Below are 16264 nucleotides of genomic sequence, written 5' to 3'. Positions count from 1 at the left end.
ACATGCTCCGATATAGCAGTGAGATGTTTTCTATGTGTGGTGAAGTCCCATATCCAATCAGCACCTGAATCGACCTAGTTTCACAGATAAGACAACAGGCGGCTTTGACTCGGTGTCGGTCATTCGTGATCGACCACTATCGACCCGTAGCAGACAGCTAATCGACGTAAGCAAATAATAATCACAGATGAAATCCTGAACATACACGATGTGCGCATTGTACATTGTAGTCTTGTTCCAGATCAGATAAAGGTTGTCGCTACAAGAGTCGCCGAGACTAACCGACAATCTAATACCACTAAAAACTCCGAGAACAAACACCAACTTTTTGTCTCGGGGGCTAAATTCAACCTCTCCGCGTTATCGTCGCACTGGGCTAAACCCAAAAACGTAGATTGATGACAACCCAAAGCAATAATGCCATAATGACATTACTTTGATATGCTAAAACTGGAGCGGCGAGATGGATCTTGGAAATGTCGTATCACGTCTGGGCGGTTATATTGCCGAATTCGATAGGACTCACGATTTAAATTGCGCAAGAAAAGCGGGCGAAGCATTCTGCAGAATCATCCTGTTGAGCTCTGACTCGGAGGAAGTCCGCGCTAAAGCTGAAGCCGAAAAATTTAACACTTTATTGAATAGCCTATCGCCAGCAACTCAGTCGATGCCAAAAAACCATTTGAAGCGCATCAAAACAGATCTGGGTATTTTGCAAAGCTACGGAAATATTGAGTCGCATGACACCGACGATATTGTTGAAGAGGATGAGATTGAGCGAGTCAAGCAAGCACTCGACAACTTAATCCAACTGGTTTTCAACTCGAAAGAAAAGTTTTACATCGACCAAAAAATACCAGATGAAATATATTACAAAATCCATAAGTCCGTCATTGAAACGGAAAATTGGCGCTGCGAAAAAATTGTCTCTATTGTTTATCCAAATCGAAAGATCTACCTTCATCAATCCTCCAAAGATTTTGAATTTTTTGCGCTGAACGAAGCTGATGGTAGAAAAATCGGAATTCTATTCCTCGGCCGAAATATAACCTTTAATCAAGTTTTTGAAACCGTCTTCGCATTCGAGAAAATAGCGGAGCTTTCAAGCTTGACGTTTCTCTTTCCAGTGGAGATCAGCACGACGACACGAACACCTGTACGAAATCGGAAAGACAGTATTATGCGGATATCGAAAGAGTTCACAGATTGTCTGCCCAGAATGTCGTGCACTTACGAGTTCATCGAGGATTACATTTGGGATAGATGTTTGCCAGAAATTGCAAAAGAAATCACCAAACTTCCGGAAGTACCATACTTCATCGATCAAAACCTGCACTCTGACTCACCAAGTATGCTGAGCCTGGATTTTGTGGAGTCTTTAGTTAAAAATAAACTTCGCGAGAAAAAACCAATATATGTGGTATTCGGGGAAGGCGGAGCAGGAAAAACCACATTTTGCGAGCAAACCGTTCAGCTTGTAAACAAGTATCAAAGCAGCGGCCTTAAGAAAAAAGCCATACTCATATCGTCATTCGATATTCCAGAAGAACTCCCTGCAGGCACTGTGGTCGACTCACTACAAACGCTGTATTCACTAGTTGCCGATTTGGATATCGACCCAAATAGCTTGGGATTGAACATCAGCTCGGGTAATATCTTGATTATCATTGATGGCCTCGACGAAATTCAGTCGAAAATGAAAGAGCGATTCTCGCTGGAGAAGTTTATTGACTCGGTCAAGGAGCTAAACGACACCTACCAAAATTGTTCTGTAATTTTGACATCGCGAGAAATCAACAAGGCTGCATTCGAGATTGATGATGTTAAAATTTTTTATATCAAGGGCTTTGACCAGCGGCTGATCGATAAATATCTCCACAAACGCTTCCCAGGCGAGGGCCGGAAAATCCTCACAGCAAAAGAAATTATTGCTAGCCTCGGCACTGATGCTCAAGTGACACCACTTATCCTGCGACTGGCTTGCGAACTAGCCAGCGAACCAACTAAGGCGTTACCGCACCATCAAAAGAGTATGTACCTCAAGCTAAACGAGCCGCTGGACAAAATCGTCTATCGCTTAATGGACCGAGAAATAGGAAAGCAGTCCCTCGGAATCAACACATGTGATCAGTATTTTACAATCTTGAGCGATGTCATTTTTCAAAATGGAGGGCAAGTTAGCTCCGCTGAACTTTTCGATCTCATCGCTATCGCCGCAGCTGGTAACGGTGCCGCTATCACAGAGGAAACGGCCAAAAACTATCATACGTCGACCCTTCTGGCTCGCCAAGGCGACCGATTTAAGATCAAATACGATACTATCGAATATCTGATTAAGGCCCGATACCTTACTTATCTTATCAATACCCGCGACAAAGAGAGCGATAACAACATTCGTAGAGAGCTTGCACAAAACTGTTATCGTGGAGGCGCGCTTGTCAAAGAAATCTGCAAGTATAAAAATCCTGGATCTAAATATGAGCAAGCACTTCTGAGCGAACTGAGCGAAACGGATCGTGCCCCTACCAATGTCACCAATCGAAAGTTGGCATCCGCCCTTCTCTACATCTACTTTGATGGATCCAACCTCAATCGAGCTGAGAACTCTGAACGCATACTTCAGCTGCTCGACCGGCAACATGGGCAAGAGCTAAAAAATATTGCTATTTATGGAGAGTTTTATCCACTCGACTTCAGCTTCTTCACGATTCGAGACGGCCACTTTGACGACTACACCGCTTTAAGCAAGTCTGCAATACCTGAAGGCGAAGTAATTTTTAAGTCATGCCATTTCCACAACATTGAGAAAAAGCATTTCGGTAAAAATATTATAAGCTCCGCTAACTTCGATAGTGACTGCGTGCTATGCCAAGGCCTTCTGGATGCAATAGAGATATCCGCTGGTGATAAAGAGAAGCGAACCGACCACGTCATTAGCGACTTGAAAAAAGTGTTTCGTGTAGGCTTCGCAGGTGGATCGTTCGTATGGAAATCGGATTCCGTTTATAAGCAAAAATGCGGAACCCTGAAACTAAAAATAAACCTTATTAGTCTTCTAGACCTGCTCATAGCCGAAGGCTTCCTGGTCAAAGAGCCATCCAAAACTTCCTCCGACGATGGGTATCGCCTACATCCAAGACACATGCAAGGCGTTAAGGATTTTCTGACTCAAAGCCTTCCAAATGATGAAATTGAATCGTTGACAGAAAAATTGATCGCCGTCTGATGCTCAGGAACGACTACCGATTGTGTGGCAACAGACAGCTTTGAGTCGCAAGCAATCACTACTTACGTCCGCTTCTGGCCGAGAGCAGCCGGCCAGACGGGCCAGTTGAGCAGATGGATTTCATGTATTCGCGTCCTAAGTCACCAGACAATGGGTTTGTCGTCCCAAGCCCAGAACGTGCCGCTGTCGGCCGGTCCATGCGCCCCTACCAACTCGATAATGCGATCCGCTGAGAACGCCGGTTCGAACAGCTGTCCCTCGGGAACGTTCGCCTGGAATGGCTGAGACAGATCCGTGTCGGTTGTGCCTGGATGTATTGCCAGCACGGTAGCGGCAGGGTTCAGGCGTTTTAGTTCGATACTGGCCGTGTGTAACAGCTGGTTGAGCGCCGCTTTGCTGGATCTGTAGCTGTACCAGCCACCCAATCGGTTATCGCCAATAGAGCCAACTCTCGCGGAGAGCGCCGCGAAGGTAGACGGTCGTTTGCGCAACAGCGGGAGCAGGTGTTTAAGCAACAGGATCGGCGCAAAGGTGTTGGTCGTGAAGCTCGCTTGCATGCTCGCAAGCGTCAGGTGTGCCAGACCCTTTTCTGCTTTTGCACCGTCTTGATGAAGAATGCCTAGCGTACTGATGACGAGGTGCAGGTGATCGCATTCTTCACGCGCCTTGCTCACCAGCGCTTCCAGGGATTGCTCATCGCGCGCGTCGCAGTCGACTCGTTTCAGGCGCTCTCCATATTGCCCTGCAAGCGCTGCCAGCTCTGGGGAGGTACTGGCTTTTCGCGCGACTGCCCACACGCGGGCTACGTCACCGCGAGGGAGCAAAGCCGCGCACAGTGCCAAGCCGATGCCTCGGCTGGCTCCGCATATGAGCACGTCCGCTTCGTTGTTCAGTTCGGGTATCAAACTCATAAGGCACCTTGAGGAGCGTGGCTGAAGTACGTGGGAACCAGGAAAAAAAGGACAGATACGCTCCCATCTTGATGGCTTTAAAAAGCCGCTTCCTGGCGGTCAGCACCTGCTTAAACCCTACCACCTAACAAAAAGCGCCGCCGCCCATTGCTGGGTCGGCGGCGCTTTCTTGATGCCAGACGAAACACTCAAGTAGTCAGTCGAGTCAGCGCCTCGCGGTACTTGTCAGCGGTCTTCTGGGCGACGTCGGCCGGTACGGCCGGAGCCGGTGGCTCTTTGTTCCAGCCGGTGGATTCCAGCCAGTTGCGCACGAACTGCTTGTCGAAGCTCGGCGGGTTGGTGCCTTCGGCGTAGCTATCGGCGGGCCAGAATCGGCTGGAATCGGGGGTCAGCACTTCGTCCATCAGAGTCAGGGTGCCGTCTTCGTCGAGGCCGAATTCAAACTTGGTGTCGGCGATGATGATGCCGCGGGTGGCAGCGTATTCCACTGCGGCGACGTACAGGGCGATGGAGGTGTCGCGCACCTTGGCGGCCAGCTCGGCGCCGATGATCGCTTCGCACTGTTCGAAGCTGATGTTCTCGTCATGATCGCCGACGGCGGCTTTGGTCGACGGGGTGAAGATCGGCTGCGGCAGCTTGGCGGCTTCCTTCAGCCCGGCCGGCAACTGGATGCCGCAGACGGTGCCGCTCTTCTGGTATTCCTTCCAGCCGGAACCGACGATGTAGCCCCGTACGATGGCTTCCACGGCGACCGGCTTGAGGCGCTTGGCGACCACGGCACGGCCTTCGACCAGCGGCAGCTCGGCAGCCGGCACCACGTCTTCGACGCGATCACCGGTGAAGTGGTTGGGCACCACGTCTGCCAGCTTGTCGAACCAGAAGTTGGAGATGGCGGTGAGGATCTTGCCCTTCTCCGGAATCGGCTGCTCAAGAATCACGTCGAAAGCCGACAGGCGATCGGTCGCGACCATCAGCATGCGCTTGTCATCGATCTCGTAGAGATCGCGGACTTTGCCCGAATAGATCTTCTTCAGGCTCAGGGAAGGTGTGGTCATATCGAGATTCCGCCTTGTCGCGTGAAAGTCGCGCCGCTCTTCGTCTAAGTGACGACCGACGGCCTGGTAGATAACAAACTAGCGCCAAGGGGCACCTCTAGAAACTATCTGCGTTGTCATCGCTGCGTTTCTAAAGGCTCCCAAGTGGCCTGTCTATGAAAACAAAAGGCGAAACCCCGGGAGGTTTCGCCTATCGCCAATCGCTCGACCCAAATGGCTTAGCCGAGATTTTCCTGGATCATGCCGAGAACGCGGCGAGCCACGTCGGACGGTGCCACGGTGTTGAGGTCTTTCTCGACCGTCACCTGCACGGTGTCGCCCACTGCAGTCAGGCGAACCTGATAGCGTTCGGCGCGGGCTTCGATATCGTCCTTGCTCTCCGAGCCGCCGAACATGCGGCTGAACAAGCCGGGCTTCTCGTTGGCGCGCTGCGGGCCTTCGGCCAGGTTGACGTAGTAGACGCCCAGCGTCCGGTTGATGTCGTCGATGCGCAGCTCAGCCATACGCAGCGAGCGGCCAACGCCGGACCAGGCGCGGTCGAAGTCGGTGCTCAGGTTCAGCACGGGATTGCCGTTACCATCTTCGGACAGGCTCACGCGGCTCGGTGCGTCGTAGTCGCGCCCCGCCAGCAGGGATACGGAACCGCCCTGCTCGACGCTGCGCGAGAGGTTGACCTGCAATTCGTCGAGCAGCGCGGCGTCCAGCGCCTTGTTGACGCTGCGCTCGGTGAACGGCACGTCAGCGCTGCTACCTGCCGGACGCTGCGCGGTCACCACGAAGATTTCGCTGGTGTTGCGTTGTACGCCAGGTTCGAGGCGCACATGCACACGGGTTTCGGTGTTGTTGTCGAGCCCGGCCACGCGGCCGCTCAGGCGGCTCTGCATGCTGCTGGACAAGGCGTCGAAGCGCTGCCAGTCGGTGCTGAATTCGCCGGTCTGCGGGCGCTCGTCGACGATGCGGAAACCGCCGTCTTCGAAAAACTGTCGGGCGCCAGGCCATACTTCAGCCGGAACCCGCTGGGCGACCAGCCAGCTGGAGTCGCCACTGTTCTGCAGGCTGAATTCGCTGACGTCACCCGCCACGGCCAGTGCCTGCGGGCGCGGTACGTCGTACTCGCCCTGCACGTCGCTGTCGCGAATGTGCTGGGGAACCGGCAGCAACGGGTCGAGGCGCTTGGCCTCGACATCGGCGGGCAGCTGCATCGGCGCAGTCTGCCGTGCGGTCAGGTAATCACTGCCGCGATCGCGGAAGTAGCCATTTTCGCCCCAGACCCAGCCACAGCCACTGGTGCTGGTGATGATCAGAGCAAGTGCGGAAAGTCCGGCCAGTCGCTTCATGCGTCGTAATTCCTCGATTAGACCAATACACCGGACTGGCGCAGGGCCTGACGCAGCGGTTCGTGACAACGGGGGCTCAGCCAGGTCAGCGGCAGGCGAATGCCGTCGGCCATCATGCCCATTTCGTTCAGGGCCCACTTCACCGGAATCGGATTGGCTTCGATGAACAGGTTCTTGTGCAGCGGCATCAGCCGGTCGTTGATCGCCCGGGCAATCGCCGCTTCGCCGCGCATGGCCGCCGAGCACATGTCGCTCATGGCACGTGGCGCGACGTTGGCGGTGACCGAGATGTTGCCCTTGCCGCCGAGCAGCATCAGCTCCACGGCGGTGGCGTCGTCGCCGGAGTACAGCAGGAAGTTGGCACTGACGCGGTCGAGAATGTCACGGGCGCGCTGCAGGTCGCCGGTGGCTTCCTTGATACCGATGATGTTGTCGACATGCGACAGACGCTCGACGGTTTCCGGCAGCATGTCGCAGGCGGTACGGCCCGGCACGTTGTAGAGAATCTGCGGAATGGCCACGGCTTCGGCGATATGCCGGAAATGCAGGTACAAGCCTTCCTGGGTCGGCTTGTTGTAGTAAGGCGTAACCAGCAGGCAAGCGTCGGCGCCAGCGCTCTTAGCGTTCTGGGTCAGCTCGACGGCCTCGCGGGTGGAGTTGGCACCCGTGCCGGCGATAACCGGAATACGGCCGCCAACCTGGTCAACCACGCGACGGATGACTTCGATATGCTCGTTGACGTCGAGCGTCGCCGACTCACCAGTAGTGCCGACCGCGACGATGGCATTGGTGCCCTCTTGCAGGTGGAAGTCCACCAGTTTGCTCAAGGCGTCCCAATCGAGATTACCCTGTGCATCCATGGGCGTGGCCAGTGCCACCATACTGCCCGCAATCATGCAACCGCTCCTGCCGAAAAAGAGAGCCGTAATGGTACTGGCGCCACCAGCCTTGCACAAGCGAAGTAGCAGGCGGCGTGAAGCACCGTTATTTCTGGCACTGGGCGCCACAGGCCAGTTCCGATAACAGTATCTGGTCATTCCCCTGACGGGCGCTTTTCGCTACCCTGCGAGTTTGTTTGGCACTGTCTATAGCGCCGAGCGTTCAACGTTTAGGAAGGCTGCATGTCCACCCCCCCAGTTCGCGAACAATTCCTCGTCATCAGTGCACTCGGCACCAACGCCATGGAGCTGACCAATGTGCTGTGCCGAGCCAGCCATGAAAACCGCTGCGCGGTCATCAGCACGCGCCTGAGCCGCCACGGGGAATTCAGTGCACTGGTGCTGCAGATCTCGGGCAACTGGGATGCCCTGGCGCGCCTGGAAGCCGGCCTGCCGGCGCTGTCCAAAAAGCACGAGTTCACCGCCAACGTAATCCGCAGCGGCGCGTCGGAAGTGCGTCCGCAGGCGTTGCCCTACGTGGCCTATGTCAGCTCGGTGTACCGCCCGGACATCCTCAACGAGTTGTGCCAGTTCTTCCTCGATCATCGCGTGGAGCTGGAGGCGCTGACTTGCGACACTTACCAAGCGCCACAGACTGGCGGCACCATGCTCAACGCCACGCTGACCGTCACCCTGCCCGCTGGCACCCAGATCAGCTGGCTGCGTGACCAGTTCCTGGACTTCGCCGATGCCCTGAATCTGGATGCATTGATCGAACCCTGGCGTCCGCAGAACCCATAAGGAGCGTTTCATGGCCATCGCTATCGATTCCCCGGTCACCGATTTCAGTGCGCCCGCCACCGGCGGCGAGTTCAACCTGGCCGCCTACAAGGGCAGGCAACTGGTGATCTACTTCTACCCGAAGGACAACACGCCAGGCTGCACCACCCAAGGCCAAGGGTTTCGCGACAGCCACCAGGCGTTCGCAGCGGCCAATACGGTGGTCGTTGGCGTCTCCCGCGACAGCCTGAAGACTCACGAGAACTTCAAGGCCAAGCAGGGCTTTGCGTTCGAGCTGATTTCCGACAAGGACGAAGCCGTCTGCGGACTGTTCGACGTGATCAAGCTGAAGAAGCTCTACGGCAAGGAATACCTGGGCATCGACCGCAGTACCTTCCTGATCGACAAGGACGGCGTGCTGCGCCAGGAATGGCGCGGGGTGAAGGTGCCCGGCCATGTCGACGAGGTGCTTGCCGCCGCTCAGGCGTTGAACAAAGCCTGATACAACAAAAAAATGCCGCTCTCGAGCGGCATTTTTGTTGCTGCAGGGTCAGGCGTGCATCACGCTTTACGCAGCCAGTAACTGAACACCTCACCCTCGGTTTCTTCATGAAGCAGTTGGTGGCCGGCCAGTCGTGCGAAAGCACGAAAGTCGCGCTGCGACCCGGCATCCGTGGCCAGCACCTTGAGCACCTCGCCACTGGCCAGGCCATTGAGGGCCATCTTGGCTTTCAGCAAGGGCAGCGGGCAGTTCAGGCCACAGGCATCCAGTTCATGCTGATGCTCGCCCTGCCACACCGGTACATCGTTCATAGCGCCTCCTATTTCCTGCGCGACAGCATAACCCAAGGCCCGTCGACGCTGGTCAGGCAAGTACCTGCCCAGCTACAGTACGGCACTGATCCAACAAGAGCTCCATGCATGAATGTTCTGCGCCCTACCCTGCTGACGCTCGCCTGCCTGCTGGCCCAACCGGTGATGGCCAGCGACCTGCCGTCGCTCGGTGACGCCAGCTCCGCGCTGGTTTCTCCGCAACAGGAATACCAGCTCGGCCGTGCCTGGCTGAGTATCGTCCGCGGCCAGGTCAGCCAGCTGTCGGACCCGCAGCTCAAGGACTTCGTCGAGAGCAGCGTTTACCGCCTTGCCGAGACCAGCCAGGTACAGGACCGCCGCCTCGAATTCGTGCTGCTCAACAGCCCGCAGATCAACGCCTTCGCGGCGCCCGGCGGGATCATCGGTGTCAACGGCGGGCTGTTCCTGTACGCCCAAACCGAAGGCGAATACGCCTCGGTACTCGCCCACGAACTCGCTCACCTGTCGCAACGCCACTTCGCCCGCGGCCTGGAAGCTCAGCAGCGCATGCAGCTGCCGGTTATGGCCGCCATGCTTGCCGGTATCGTTGCAGCCGCTGCCGGCGCCGGTGATGCCGGCATCGCCGCCATCGCCTCGACCCAGGCGGCGGCCATTCAGGAGCAGCGACGCTTCTCTCGGCAGAACGAGCAGGAGGCCGACCGCATCGGCCTGGTCAACCTGGAAAAGGCCGGCTACGACCCGCGCTCGATGCCGAGCATGTTCGAACGTCTGATGCGCCAGTACCGCTACGACCGCATGCCACCCGAATTCCTGCTGACTCACCCGGTGTCCGAGTCGCGTATCGCCGATACCCGCAACCGCGCCGAGCAATACCAGCCGGGCGGTACCGAAGACAGCCTGCGTTATCAACTGATGCGCGCCCGCGTACAGCTGACCTATGAGGAAACGCCAGGCATCGCCGCCAAGCGCTTCCGCGCCCAGCTCGATGAAAACCCAAATATGGACGCCGCGCGTTACGGCCTGGCCATCGCTCTGATCAAGGGCAGCCAGTTCGACGAAGCGCGCGACATCCTCGCGCCGTTGCTGCAGAAGGCGCCGGACGACGTCACCTACAACCTGGCGCAGATCAGCCTGGACTCCGCCGCCAACCGTTTACCGGCCACCGAGCAACGCATCAACCGCCTGCTCGAGCTGTACCCTGGCAATTACCCCATGAACCAGGCGCGGATCGACCTGCTGCTTAAACAGCGCAAGATTCCTGAAGCAGAGCGCGCCCTGAACGAGCTGCTCAAGCGCCGCGTGAAGGACCCGGACGTGTGGTATCAAGTGGCGGAAGTTCGCGGCCTCAGCGGCAACACCATCGGCTTGCATCAGGCCCGCGCCGAGTTCTTCGCCCTGGTGGGCGATTTCAATCAGGCCATCGAACAGCTCGACTTCGCCAAGCGCCGCGCTGCCAACAACTTCCAAATGGCTTCGCGTATCGACGCGCGTCAGAAGGAGTTGATCGAAGAGAAGCGGATGACCGAGGAAATGCTCCGCGGCTAAGCCAGAGCGCGACCGGGTAGATGAGGGTTATCCATGAAAATGGTGGCACTCCTCGTGGAGAAGAGCCACAGCTACCCGCCCGAGCCAGCGTTCATTCGAGAATAACGCTGTTCTTCCCCGCCCTTCAGATCAGGCGTTACCTGCGAGCTTCAACCGTGCAGCCTGGGTGAAATCCAGCATGCGCTTCAGCGGCTTGATCGCGCGCGGGATCAACGCCGGGTCGACGAACACTTCGTTGCTGCCCTCGCGTAGGCACTGCAGAGTGCGCTGCAGGGTGTTCATCGCCATCCAGGGGCAGTTGGCGCAACTGCGGCAGGCAGCGCCGTTACCGGCAGTTGGCGCGGCGACGAACTCCTTGTCAGGGCACAGCTGCTGCATCTTGTAGAAGATGCCGCGATCGGTGGCGACGATGAAGGTCTTGTTGGGCATGCGCTGGGCGGCAGCAATCAACTGGCTGGTCGAGCCCACCGCATCGGCAAGATCGATCACCGCAGTCGGCGACTCCGGATGCACCAGAACCGCAGCGTCCGGGTACAGCGCCTTCATTTCTTCCAGCTGGCGGGCCTTGAACTCTTCGTGAACGATGCAGGCGCCGTCCCACAGCAACATATCGGCGCCGGTCTTGTTCTGGATGTAGCGCCCCAGGTGTTGATCCGGCGCCCAGATGATGCTTTCGCCGTTGTCCATCAGGTGTTCGACGATCTCGACCGCGCAGCTGGAGGTCACCACCCAGTCGGCGCGCGCCTTCACCGCAGCAGAGGTGTTGGCGTACACCACCACGGTGCGCTGTGGATGCTGATCGCAGAACGCGGCGAACTCATCGACCGGGCAACCCAGGTCCAGCGAGCAGGTGGCCTCCAGCGTCGGCATCAGCACGCGCTTTTCGGGATTGAGGATCTTCGCCGTCTCGCCCATAAACTTGACGCCGGCGACCAGCACGGTCTGCGCCGAATGCTGATTGCCGAAGCGGGCCATCTCCAGCGAGTCGGACACGCAGCCACCGGTTTCTTCGGCAAGCGCCTGCAGCACCGGGTCACAATAGTAGTGGGCCACCAGCACGGCGTTCTGGCGCTTCAGCTCTTGCGCAATTTCATCACGGTAGAACGCTTCCTGCTCCGCCGTCAGCGTCTCTGGCTGCTTGGCGTCAAGATGAGCTTGGACAAGAAGTCGTTCGGCAATCTGCGTCATGTCGTCAGGCCCTATCGAGGTCTATCAGCACGGAACGAAAGTATACCGCCAGACGTGCGGGCTGGTCGGGTACATCCAGAAGAGGCGCGCGCCAGCTAAAACGGCAGACGCCCGTCTTGCGCGGGCGCGCATGTTAAGTGCATTACGGGAGTTTTTTCAATCACACAGGCGCGGCAATCGATCCATCGGTTGATCGCCGCGATAAACCGCCGCATCATCAGCACCAGAACACCACTGTCAGCGCGATCAGCACGCCAGGCAGCCGCGAGTTTCCGAATCGGGCTGTGCAGACGCACACCGATGGGAACTCACCTGCGGCCTGTGGATGATCAGCATTACCACTTTGTAAACACCGACCACGCGCGCGCCCGCAGTGGTCGTTCAGCGATTGAGGATGTCATGGCTTACGAAAGCATCGAATGGGACAAGCTCGGTTTTGACTACATCAAGACCGACCAACGCTACCTGTCGCACTGGCGCGACGGCGAGTGGGACCAGGGCCACCTGACCGAAGACAACGTGCTGCATATCAGCGAAGGTTCGACCGCCCTGCACTACGGCCAGCAGTGCTTCGAGGGCCTCAAGGCCTATCGCTGCAAAGATGGCTCGATCAACCTGTTCCGCCCGGACCAGAACGCTCTGCGCATGCAACGCAGCTGCGCGCGCCTGCTGATGCCAGCGCCGTCGAACGAGCAGTTCATCGAGGCCTGCAAGCAGGTGGTGCGCGCCAACGAGCGTTTCATCCCGCCTTACGGCTCTGGCGGCGCGCTGTATCTGCGCCCGTTCGTGATCGGCGTGGGCGACAACATCGGCGTGCGCACCGCGCCCGAGTTCATCTTCTCGGTGTTCTGCATCCCGGTCGGCCCGTATTTCAAGGGCGGCATGAAGCCGAACAACTTCGTGATCTCCGGCTATGACCGTGCGGCCCCGCAGGGCACCGGCGCCGCCAAGGTCGGTGGCAATTATGCAGCCAGCCTGATGCCGGGCTCGCAAGCCAAGAAAAACAACTTCGCCGACTGCATCTATCTCGATCCGCAGACTCACACCAAAATCGAGGAAGTGGGCTCGGCGAACTTCTTCGCCATCACCCACAACGATGAGTTCGTCACCCCGAAATCGCCGTCGGTGCTGCCGGGTATTACTCGCTTGTCCCTGATCGAACTGGCACAGAGCCGACTCGGCCTGAAAGTCATCGAAGGTGACGTGTTCATTGATCGCCTGAGTGACTTCAAGGAAGCCGGTGCTTGCGGCACTGCAGCGGTGATCACCCCGATCGGCGGTATCGAGTACCAGGGCAAGTTGCACGTGTTCTACAGCGAGACTGAAGTTGGCCCGACCATCAGCCGCTTGTACAGCGAGCTGACTGGCGTGCAATCCGGCGATGTGGAAGCACCGCAAGGCTGGATCGTCAAAGTGTGATGCGACGTGCTGGCGGGCCTCTTGAGCTCGCCAGCACTCCGTGTGCCGCCGCTCTGAGCCAGAAACAAAAAAGCCCGAATCTTTTTGAGAGATTCGGGCTTTTTTGTGTGCCTTCAGTTGAAAGGCTTAAGATGGTGGGTCGTGTAGGATTCGAACCTACGACCAATTGGTTAAAAGCCAACTGCTCTACCAACTGAGCTAACGACCCGTGGTGCGAGCGCTATGATACTGATTTAACTCAGAAATTCAACACCCGCTGGAAAATTTTTCTTGATAGCGGGTCGGATCTGACACACCGGCAGCAGCGAAGCCGGCAGAGCGCAGTCGGCAGCTGTCGCATCTACCGCATGCTCGACCATCGTCATCTGCAAGGTAACAGGAGACAGTCAGCGCATAATCCACGCCGAGGCGCGAGCCTGCCTGGACGATCTCCGCCTTGCTCATCATCTGCAGCGGCGCCTGGATACGGATGCTCTGCCCTTCTACGCCCATTCGGGTCGCCAGATTGGCTACACGCTCGAAGGCTTCGACGAACTCCGGTCGGCAATCGGGGTAACCGGAGTAATCCACCGCATTGACGCCAATGAAGATGTCCTGCGCTTCCAGCACTTCGGCCCAGCCCAGCGCCAGCGCGAGAAATACCGTATTGCGCGCTGGCACGTAGGTGACAGGAATGCCGGTGGTCGGGCTCTGCGGCACGTCGATGCTCGAATCGGTCAGCGCCGAACCACCAATACCGCCCAAGTTCATGCCGATAACCTTATGCTCGACCACGCCCAACTGCCGCGCGACACGTTCGGCGGCCTGTAGCTCAGAGCGGTGCCGCTGGCCATAGTCGAAGCTCATGCTGTAGCAGGTATAACCCTGCTCCTTGGCCATGGCGACGACCGTCGCGGAATCCAGACCGCCGGACAATAGAATGACCGCTTTTTTTTCACTCATGTCAGTGCCCCGGCTCGTCATTCCAGAGAATCTTGTGCAACTGCAGTTGCATACGTACCGGCAAGTTGTCGGCAATCACCCATTCAGCCAGCTGCCTGCCGCTCACTTCCTGATGACTCGGCGAGAACAGCACCTCATCGACCCGGTCAGCCAAACCGTACTGGATGAGCTTGCTCACCGACCAGTCGTAGTCTTCCCGTGAGCAGATGACGAACTTCACCTGATCCCGAGGCTGCAGGTACTGGATGTTTTCGTAACGATTGCGCGCCATCTCGGCCGAGCCGGGGGTCTTCAAATCAACGACTTTGCTGACCCGTGTATCGACAGCAGAAACGTCCAGCGCGCCACTTGTTTCCAGCGACACCTCGTAGCCGGCGTCACACAGACGCTCGAGCAAGGGGATGCAATTGGGCTGCGCGAGCGGCTCGCCTCCGGTCACGCAGACATAGCGCGGGCGGTAGCTCGCCACTTGCTCGAGGATGTCGTCGAGCGAGAGGACTTCACCGCCACTGAAGGCGTAAGCGGTATCGCAATATTGACAGCGCAGGGGGCAGCCGGTCAGGCGCACGAATACAGTCGGCAAGCCGGCAGTACGCGTTTCCCCCTGCAACGAGAAAAATATCTCGGTAATGCGCAGGGTATCTTTCATAAGGGCCACGGGCGTGACGGCGAAACAGGCCATCCGCCTCCGTTGCGAAAAAGGACGGCGATTCTAAACGAAAAAAATGGGCAAAAGGCGTTTCCGATGATGCCCGCGACAATTCGCCGGGGCATGACATCAAACCACGCTCACAAAAAACCCGCGACAGGCGCGGGTTTCGTTTGAGCCGAATAGATTACTGGATGCGCTGCAGATCGCGCTGCGCCAGTTGGGCTGCCGAGGTACCCGGATACTGGGCGATCACTTGCTGCAGTATGCCTTTGGCCTTGTCGTTGTTACCCAAGCGGATTTCGACATCAGCCAACTTGAACAGCGAATCCGGCACTTTGGCATGCTGCGGATAAGACTGGCTGACCTTGGCAAAGGCCTGGCCAGCGCCCTGCAAATCGCCTTTCGCCAGATTCACCTCACCCAGCCAATATTGCGCGTTGCCAGCATACTGGCTGTTCGGATAACGACGCAGGAACGCCGCGAAGGCCTGGCTGGCCTTGTCGAAATCCTTGGCCTTGATCAAGTCGAAGGCAGCGTCGTAAAACAGCTTTTCCTTCGCAGGATCTGCTGGCTCGCCGGAGGCTTGCGCCTGCCCTGCATCACCAGCGGAAGAACCACCGGCGCCATTGCTGACGCCAGCGGCTGGAGAATTCTGTGTACCTGCAGCACCTGCTGCGGCACCACTACTCAAACGCTTGTCTAGGTCCTGATACCGCTCCAGACCCTCTTTCTTCAAACGCTGAATATCATTCTGCTGCTCTTCAAGCATGCCACGCAGTTGCGCAATTTCCTGCTGCATCTGCTGGAGCTGACTGAACAGCATGCCCTGCGCTGTAGATGGGGTTTGCACCCCACCTCCAGCATAGGCGCCAGACGTGCCGTAACCGGCATTCGAGTTGCCACCACCGTTACCGGTGCTGCCATCCTGTACGGGAACCTGAGCCCACACCGCAAGCGGCAGGCTCAGAGCCATAACGGTTACTACACGCTGGCACATTCGCATATCGAATTACTTACGCAGTTCGACGCGACGGTTCTGAGCCCAGGATTGCTCGTCGTTGCCAGTGGCAACCGGACGCTCTTCACCGTAGGAAACCAGTTCCAGCTGAGCTGGGGAAACGCCTTGCAGTACCAGGTAACGCTGAACGGCCTTGGCGCGACGCTCGCCCAGAGCCATGTTGTATTCGCGGGTACCGCGCTCGTCAGCGTGGCCTTCCAGAACGACGCGAGCGCCGTTGCCTTTCAGGTCCTTGGCATGAACGTCCAGAGCGCGCATGGCTTCCGGCTTCAGGTCAGAGCTGTCGTATTCGAAGTAGAAAGTGGTGATAGCGCGCAGAGCGGCTTCTTCACTCAGGCTGCCGTCGACAGCGCCGGTGTTAGCACCGTAGCCAGCGTTCGGGTCTACAGCGCCTTCGCCAGCGGTGTCACCGCCTTTGGAGGAACAGCCAACAGCCACGGCGAGAGCCAGGCTCAGTGCAGCAAACTTGCCAAATTTCAGCATTTCCATGTGTAACTCCT

At 57.4% G+C, this 16264-nt stretch carries 15 protein-coding genes and 1 tRNA gene; 5 read left to right on the top strand and 11 right to left on the bottom strand.

Annotated elements, in window-relative coordinates; all coding sequences use genetic code 11:
- Window positions 1–463: 463 nt before the first annotated feature.
- Window positions 464–3226, top strand: a complete 2763-nt coding sequence (locus tag BLS60_RS02675; protein WP_092364308.1) for an NACHT domain-containing protein — start codon at window positions 464–466, stop codon at window positions 3224–3226.
- Window positions 3227–3366: 140 nt separating this feature from the next.
- Here the strand turns inward: BLS60_RS02675 and BLS60_RS02670 are convergent, their stop codons facing one another.
- From BLS60_RS02670 to dapA, 4 genes are all read right to left on the bottom strand, one after another.
- A complete protein-coding gene (locus BLS60_RS02670; protein WP_092364305.1) occupies window positions 3367–4137 on the bottom strand; it encodes an SDR family NAD(P)-dependent oxidoreductase in 771 nt (256 codons plus the stop codon).
- Window positions 4138–4325: 188 nt separating this feature from the next.
- On the bottom strand, window positions 4326–5192 hold the full coding sequence (locus BLS60_RS02665; protein WP_092364302.1) for a phosphoribosylaminoimidazolesuccinocarboxamide synthase: 867 nt from the start codon (window positions 5190–5192) through the stop codon (window positions 4326–4328).
- Window positions 5193–5410: 218 nt separating this feature from the next.
- Complete coding sequence (gene bamC, locus BLS60_RS02660; protein ID WP_092364299.1) at window positions 5411–6529, bottom strand: outer membrane protein assembly factor BamC; 1119 nt, start codon at window positions 6527–6529, stop codon at window positions 5411–5413.
- A 17-nt stretch (window positions 6530–6546) separates the two neighbouring features.
- Window positions 6547–7425 (bottom strand): 4-hydroxy-tetrahydrodipicolinate synthase, encoded by an 879-nt coding sequence (dapA, locus tag BLS60_RS02655; protein ID WP_070881678.1) that lies wholly within the window; start codon window positions 7423–7425, stop codon window positions 6547–6549.
- Window positions 7426–7650: 225 nt separating this feature from the next.
- On the opposite strand from dapA, the gene BLS60_RS02650 reads away from it, so the two are divergent.
- Together BLS60_RS02650 and BLS60_RS02645 are read left to right on the top strand one after the other, a co-directional pair.
- Window positions 7651–8208, top strand: coding sequence for a glycine cleavage system transcriptional repressor (locus BLS60_RS02650; protein WP_070881679.1), 558 nt, complete (start codon window positions 7651–7653; stop codon window positions 8206–8208).
- Window positions 8209–8218: 10 nt separating this feature from the next.
- A complete protein-coding gene (locus tag BLS60_RS02645; RefSeq protein WP_070881680.1) occupies window positions 8219–8689 on the top strand; it encodes a peroxiredoxin in 471 nt (156 codons plus the stop codon).
- A 59-nt stretch (window positions 8690–8748) separates the two neighbouring features.
- Here the strand turns inward: BLS60_RS02645 and BLS60_RS02640 are convergent, their stop codons facing one another.
- A complete protein-coding gene (locus BLS60_RS02640) occupies window positions 8749–9000 on the bottom strand; it encodes a sulfurtransferase TusA family protein (protein ID WP_092364296.1) in 252 nt (83 codons plus the stop codon).
- A gap of 108 nt (window positions 9001–9108) precedes the next feature.
- Here BLS60_RS02640 and BLS60_RS02635 point away from each other — a divergent pair, with 108 nt between their 5' ends.
- Complete coding sequence (locus tag BLS60_RS02635; RefSeq protein WP_092364293.1) at window positions 9109–10545, top strand: M48 family metalloprotease; 1437 nt, start codon at window positions 9109–9111, stop codon at window positions 10543–10545.
- Window positions 10546–10674: 129 nt separating this feature from the next.
- Here BLS60_RS02635 and nadA read toward each other — a convergent pair whose 3' ends face one another.
- A complete protein-coding gene (nadA, locus tag BLS60_RS02630; RefSeq protein ID WP_070881683.1) occupies window positions 10675–11733 on the bottom strand; it encodes a quinolinate synthase NadA in 1059 nt (352 codons plus the stop codon).
- Window positions 11734–12132: 399 nt separating this feature from the next.
- On the opposite strand from nadA, the gene BLS60_RS02625 reads away from it, so the two are divergent.
- A complete protein-coding gene (locus BLS60_RS02625; RefSeq protein WP_070881685.1) occupies window positions 12133–13152 on the top strand; it encodes a branched-chain amino acid aminotransferase in 1020 nt (339 codons plus the stop codon).
- A gap of 132 nt (window positions 13153–13284) precedes the next feature.
- Here BLS60_RS02625 and BLS60_RS02620 read toward each other — a convergent pair.
- From BLS60_RS02620 to pal, 5 genes are all read right to left on the bottom strand, one after another.
- A tRNA-Lys gene (locus BLS60_RS02620) sits at window positions 13285–13360 on the bottom strand.
- A 38-nt stretch (window positions 13361–13398) separates the two neighbouring features.
- Entirely contained in the window at window positions 13399–14094 is a 696-nt protein-coding gene (gene queC, locus BLS60_RS02615) for a 7-cyano-7-deazaguanine synthase QueC (RefSeq protein WP_070881686.1), read from the bottom strand.
- A gap of 1 nt (window position 14095) precedes the next feature.
- Window positions 14096–14743 (bottom strand): 7-carboxy-7-deazaguanine synthase QueE, encoded by a 648-nt coding sequence (gene queE, locus BLS60_RS02610; RefSeq protein ID WP_092365292.1) that lies wholly within the window; start codon window positions 14741–14743, stop codon window positions 14096–14098.
- 187 nt (window positions 14744–14930) lie between these two features.
- A complete protein-coding gene (gene ybgF, locus BLS60_RS02605; protein ID WP_092364290.1) occupies window positions 14931–15749 on the bottom strand; it encodes a tol-pal system protein YbgF in 819 nt (272 codons plus the stop codon).
- Window positions 15750–15755: 6 nt separating this feature from the next.
- On the bottom strand, window positions 15756–16253 hold the full coding sequence (gene pal, locus BLS60_RS02600) for a peptidoglycan-associated lipoprotein Pal (RefSeq protein WP_042553163.1): 498 nt from the start codon (window positions 16251–16253) through the stop codon (window positions 15756–15758).
- Window positions 16254–16264 lie beyond the last annotated feature (11 nt).

Source organism: Phytopseudomonas seleniipraecipitans, assembly GCF_900102335.1.
Lineage (GTDB): Bacteria > Pseudomonadota > Gammaproteobacteria > Pseudomonadales > Pseudomonadaceae > Aquipseudomonas > Aquipseudomonas seleniipraecipitans.
Note: the sequence above shows the minus strand (reverse complement) of the source record. Positions and strands in the feature narration are given on the sequence as shown.

What these genes read in the sequence shown, in the direction of transcription:
- BLS60_RS02675 (WP_092364308.1), top strand. Translation starts at nt 464, where the DNA reads ATGGATCTTGGAAATGTCGTATCACGTCTGGGCGGTTATATTGCCGAA.
- BLS60_RS02670 (WP_092364305.1), bottom strand. Translation starts at nt 4,137, where the DNA reads ATGAGTTTGATACCCGAACTGAACAACGAAGCGGACGTGCTCATATGC.
- BLS60_RS02665 (WP_092364302.1), bottom strand. Translation starts at nt 5,192, where the DNA reads ATGACCACACCTTCCCTGAGCCTGAAGAAGATCTATTCGGGCAAAGTC.
- bamC (WP_092364299.1), bottom strand. Translation starts at nt 6,529, where the DNA reads ATGAAGCGACTGGCCGGACTTTCCGCACTTGCTCTGATCATCACCAGC.
- dapA (WP_070881678.1), bottom strand. Translation starts at nt 7,425, where the DNA reads ATGATTGCGGGCAGTATGGTGGCACTGGCCACGCCCATGGATGCACAG.
- BLS60_RS02650 (WP_070881679.1), top strand. Translation starts at nt 7,651, where the DNA reads ATGTCCACCCCCCCAGTTCGCGAACAATTCCTCGTCATCAGTGCACTC.
- BLS60_RS02645 (WP_070881680.1), top strand. Translation starts at nt 8,219, where the DNA reads ATGGCCATCGCTATCGATTCCCCGGTCACCGATTTCAGTGCGCCCGCC.
- BLS60_RS02640 (WP_092364296.1), bottom strand. Translation starts at nt 9,000, where the DNA reads ATGAACGATGTACCGGTGTGGCAGGGCGAGCATCAGCATGAACTGGAT.
- BLS60_RS02635 (WP_092364293.1), top strand. Translation starts at nt 9,109, where the DNA reads ATGAATGTTCTGCGCCCTACCCTGCTGACGCTCGCCTGCCTGCTGGCC.
- nadA (WP_070881683.1), bottom strand. Translation starts at nt 11,733, where the DNA reads ATGACGCAGATTGCCGAACGACTTCTTGTCCAAGCTCATCTTGACGCC.
- BLS60_RS02625 (WP_070881685.1), top strand. Translation starts at nt 12,133, where the DNA reads ATGGCTTACGAAAGCATCGAATGGGACAAGCTCGGTTTTGACTACATC.
- queC (WP_070881686.1), bottom strand. Translation starts at nt 14,094, where the DNA reads ATGAGTGAAAAAAAAGCGGTCATTCTATTGTCCGGCGGTCTGGATTCC.
- queE (WP_092365292.1), bottom strand. Translation starts at nt 14,743, where the DNA reads ATGAAAGATACCCTGCGCATTACCGAGATATTTTTCTCGTTGCAGGGG.
- ybgF (WP_092364290.1), bottom strand. Translation starts at nt 15,749, where the DNA reads ATGCGAATGTGCCAGCGTGTAGTAACCGTTATGGCTCTGAGCCTGCCG.
- pal (WP_042553163.1), bottom strand. Translation starts at nt 16,253, where the DNA reads ATGGAAATGCTGAAATTTGGCAAGTTTGCTGCACTGAGCCTGGCTCTC.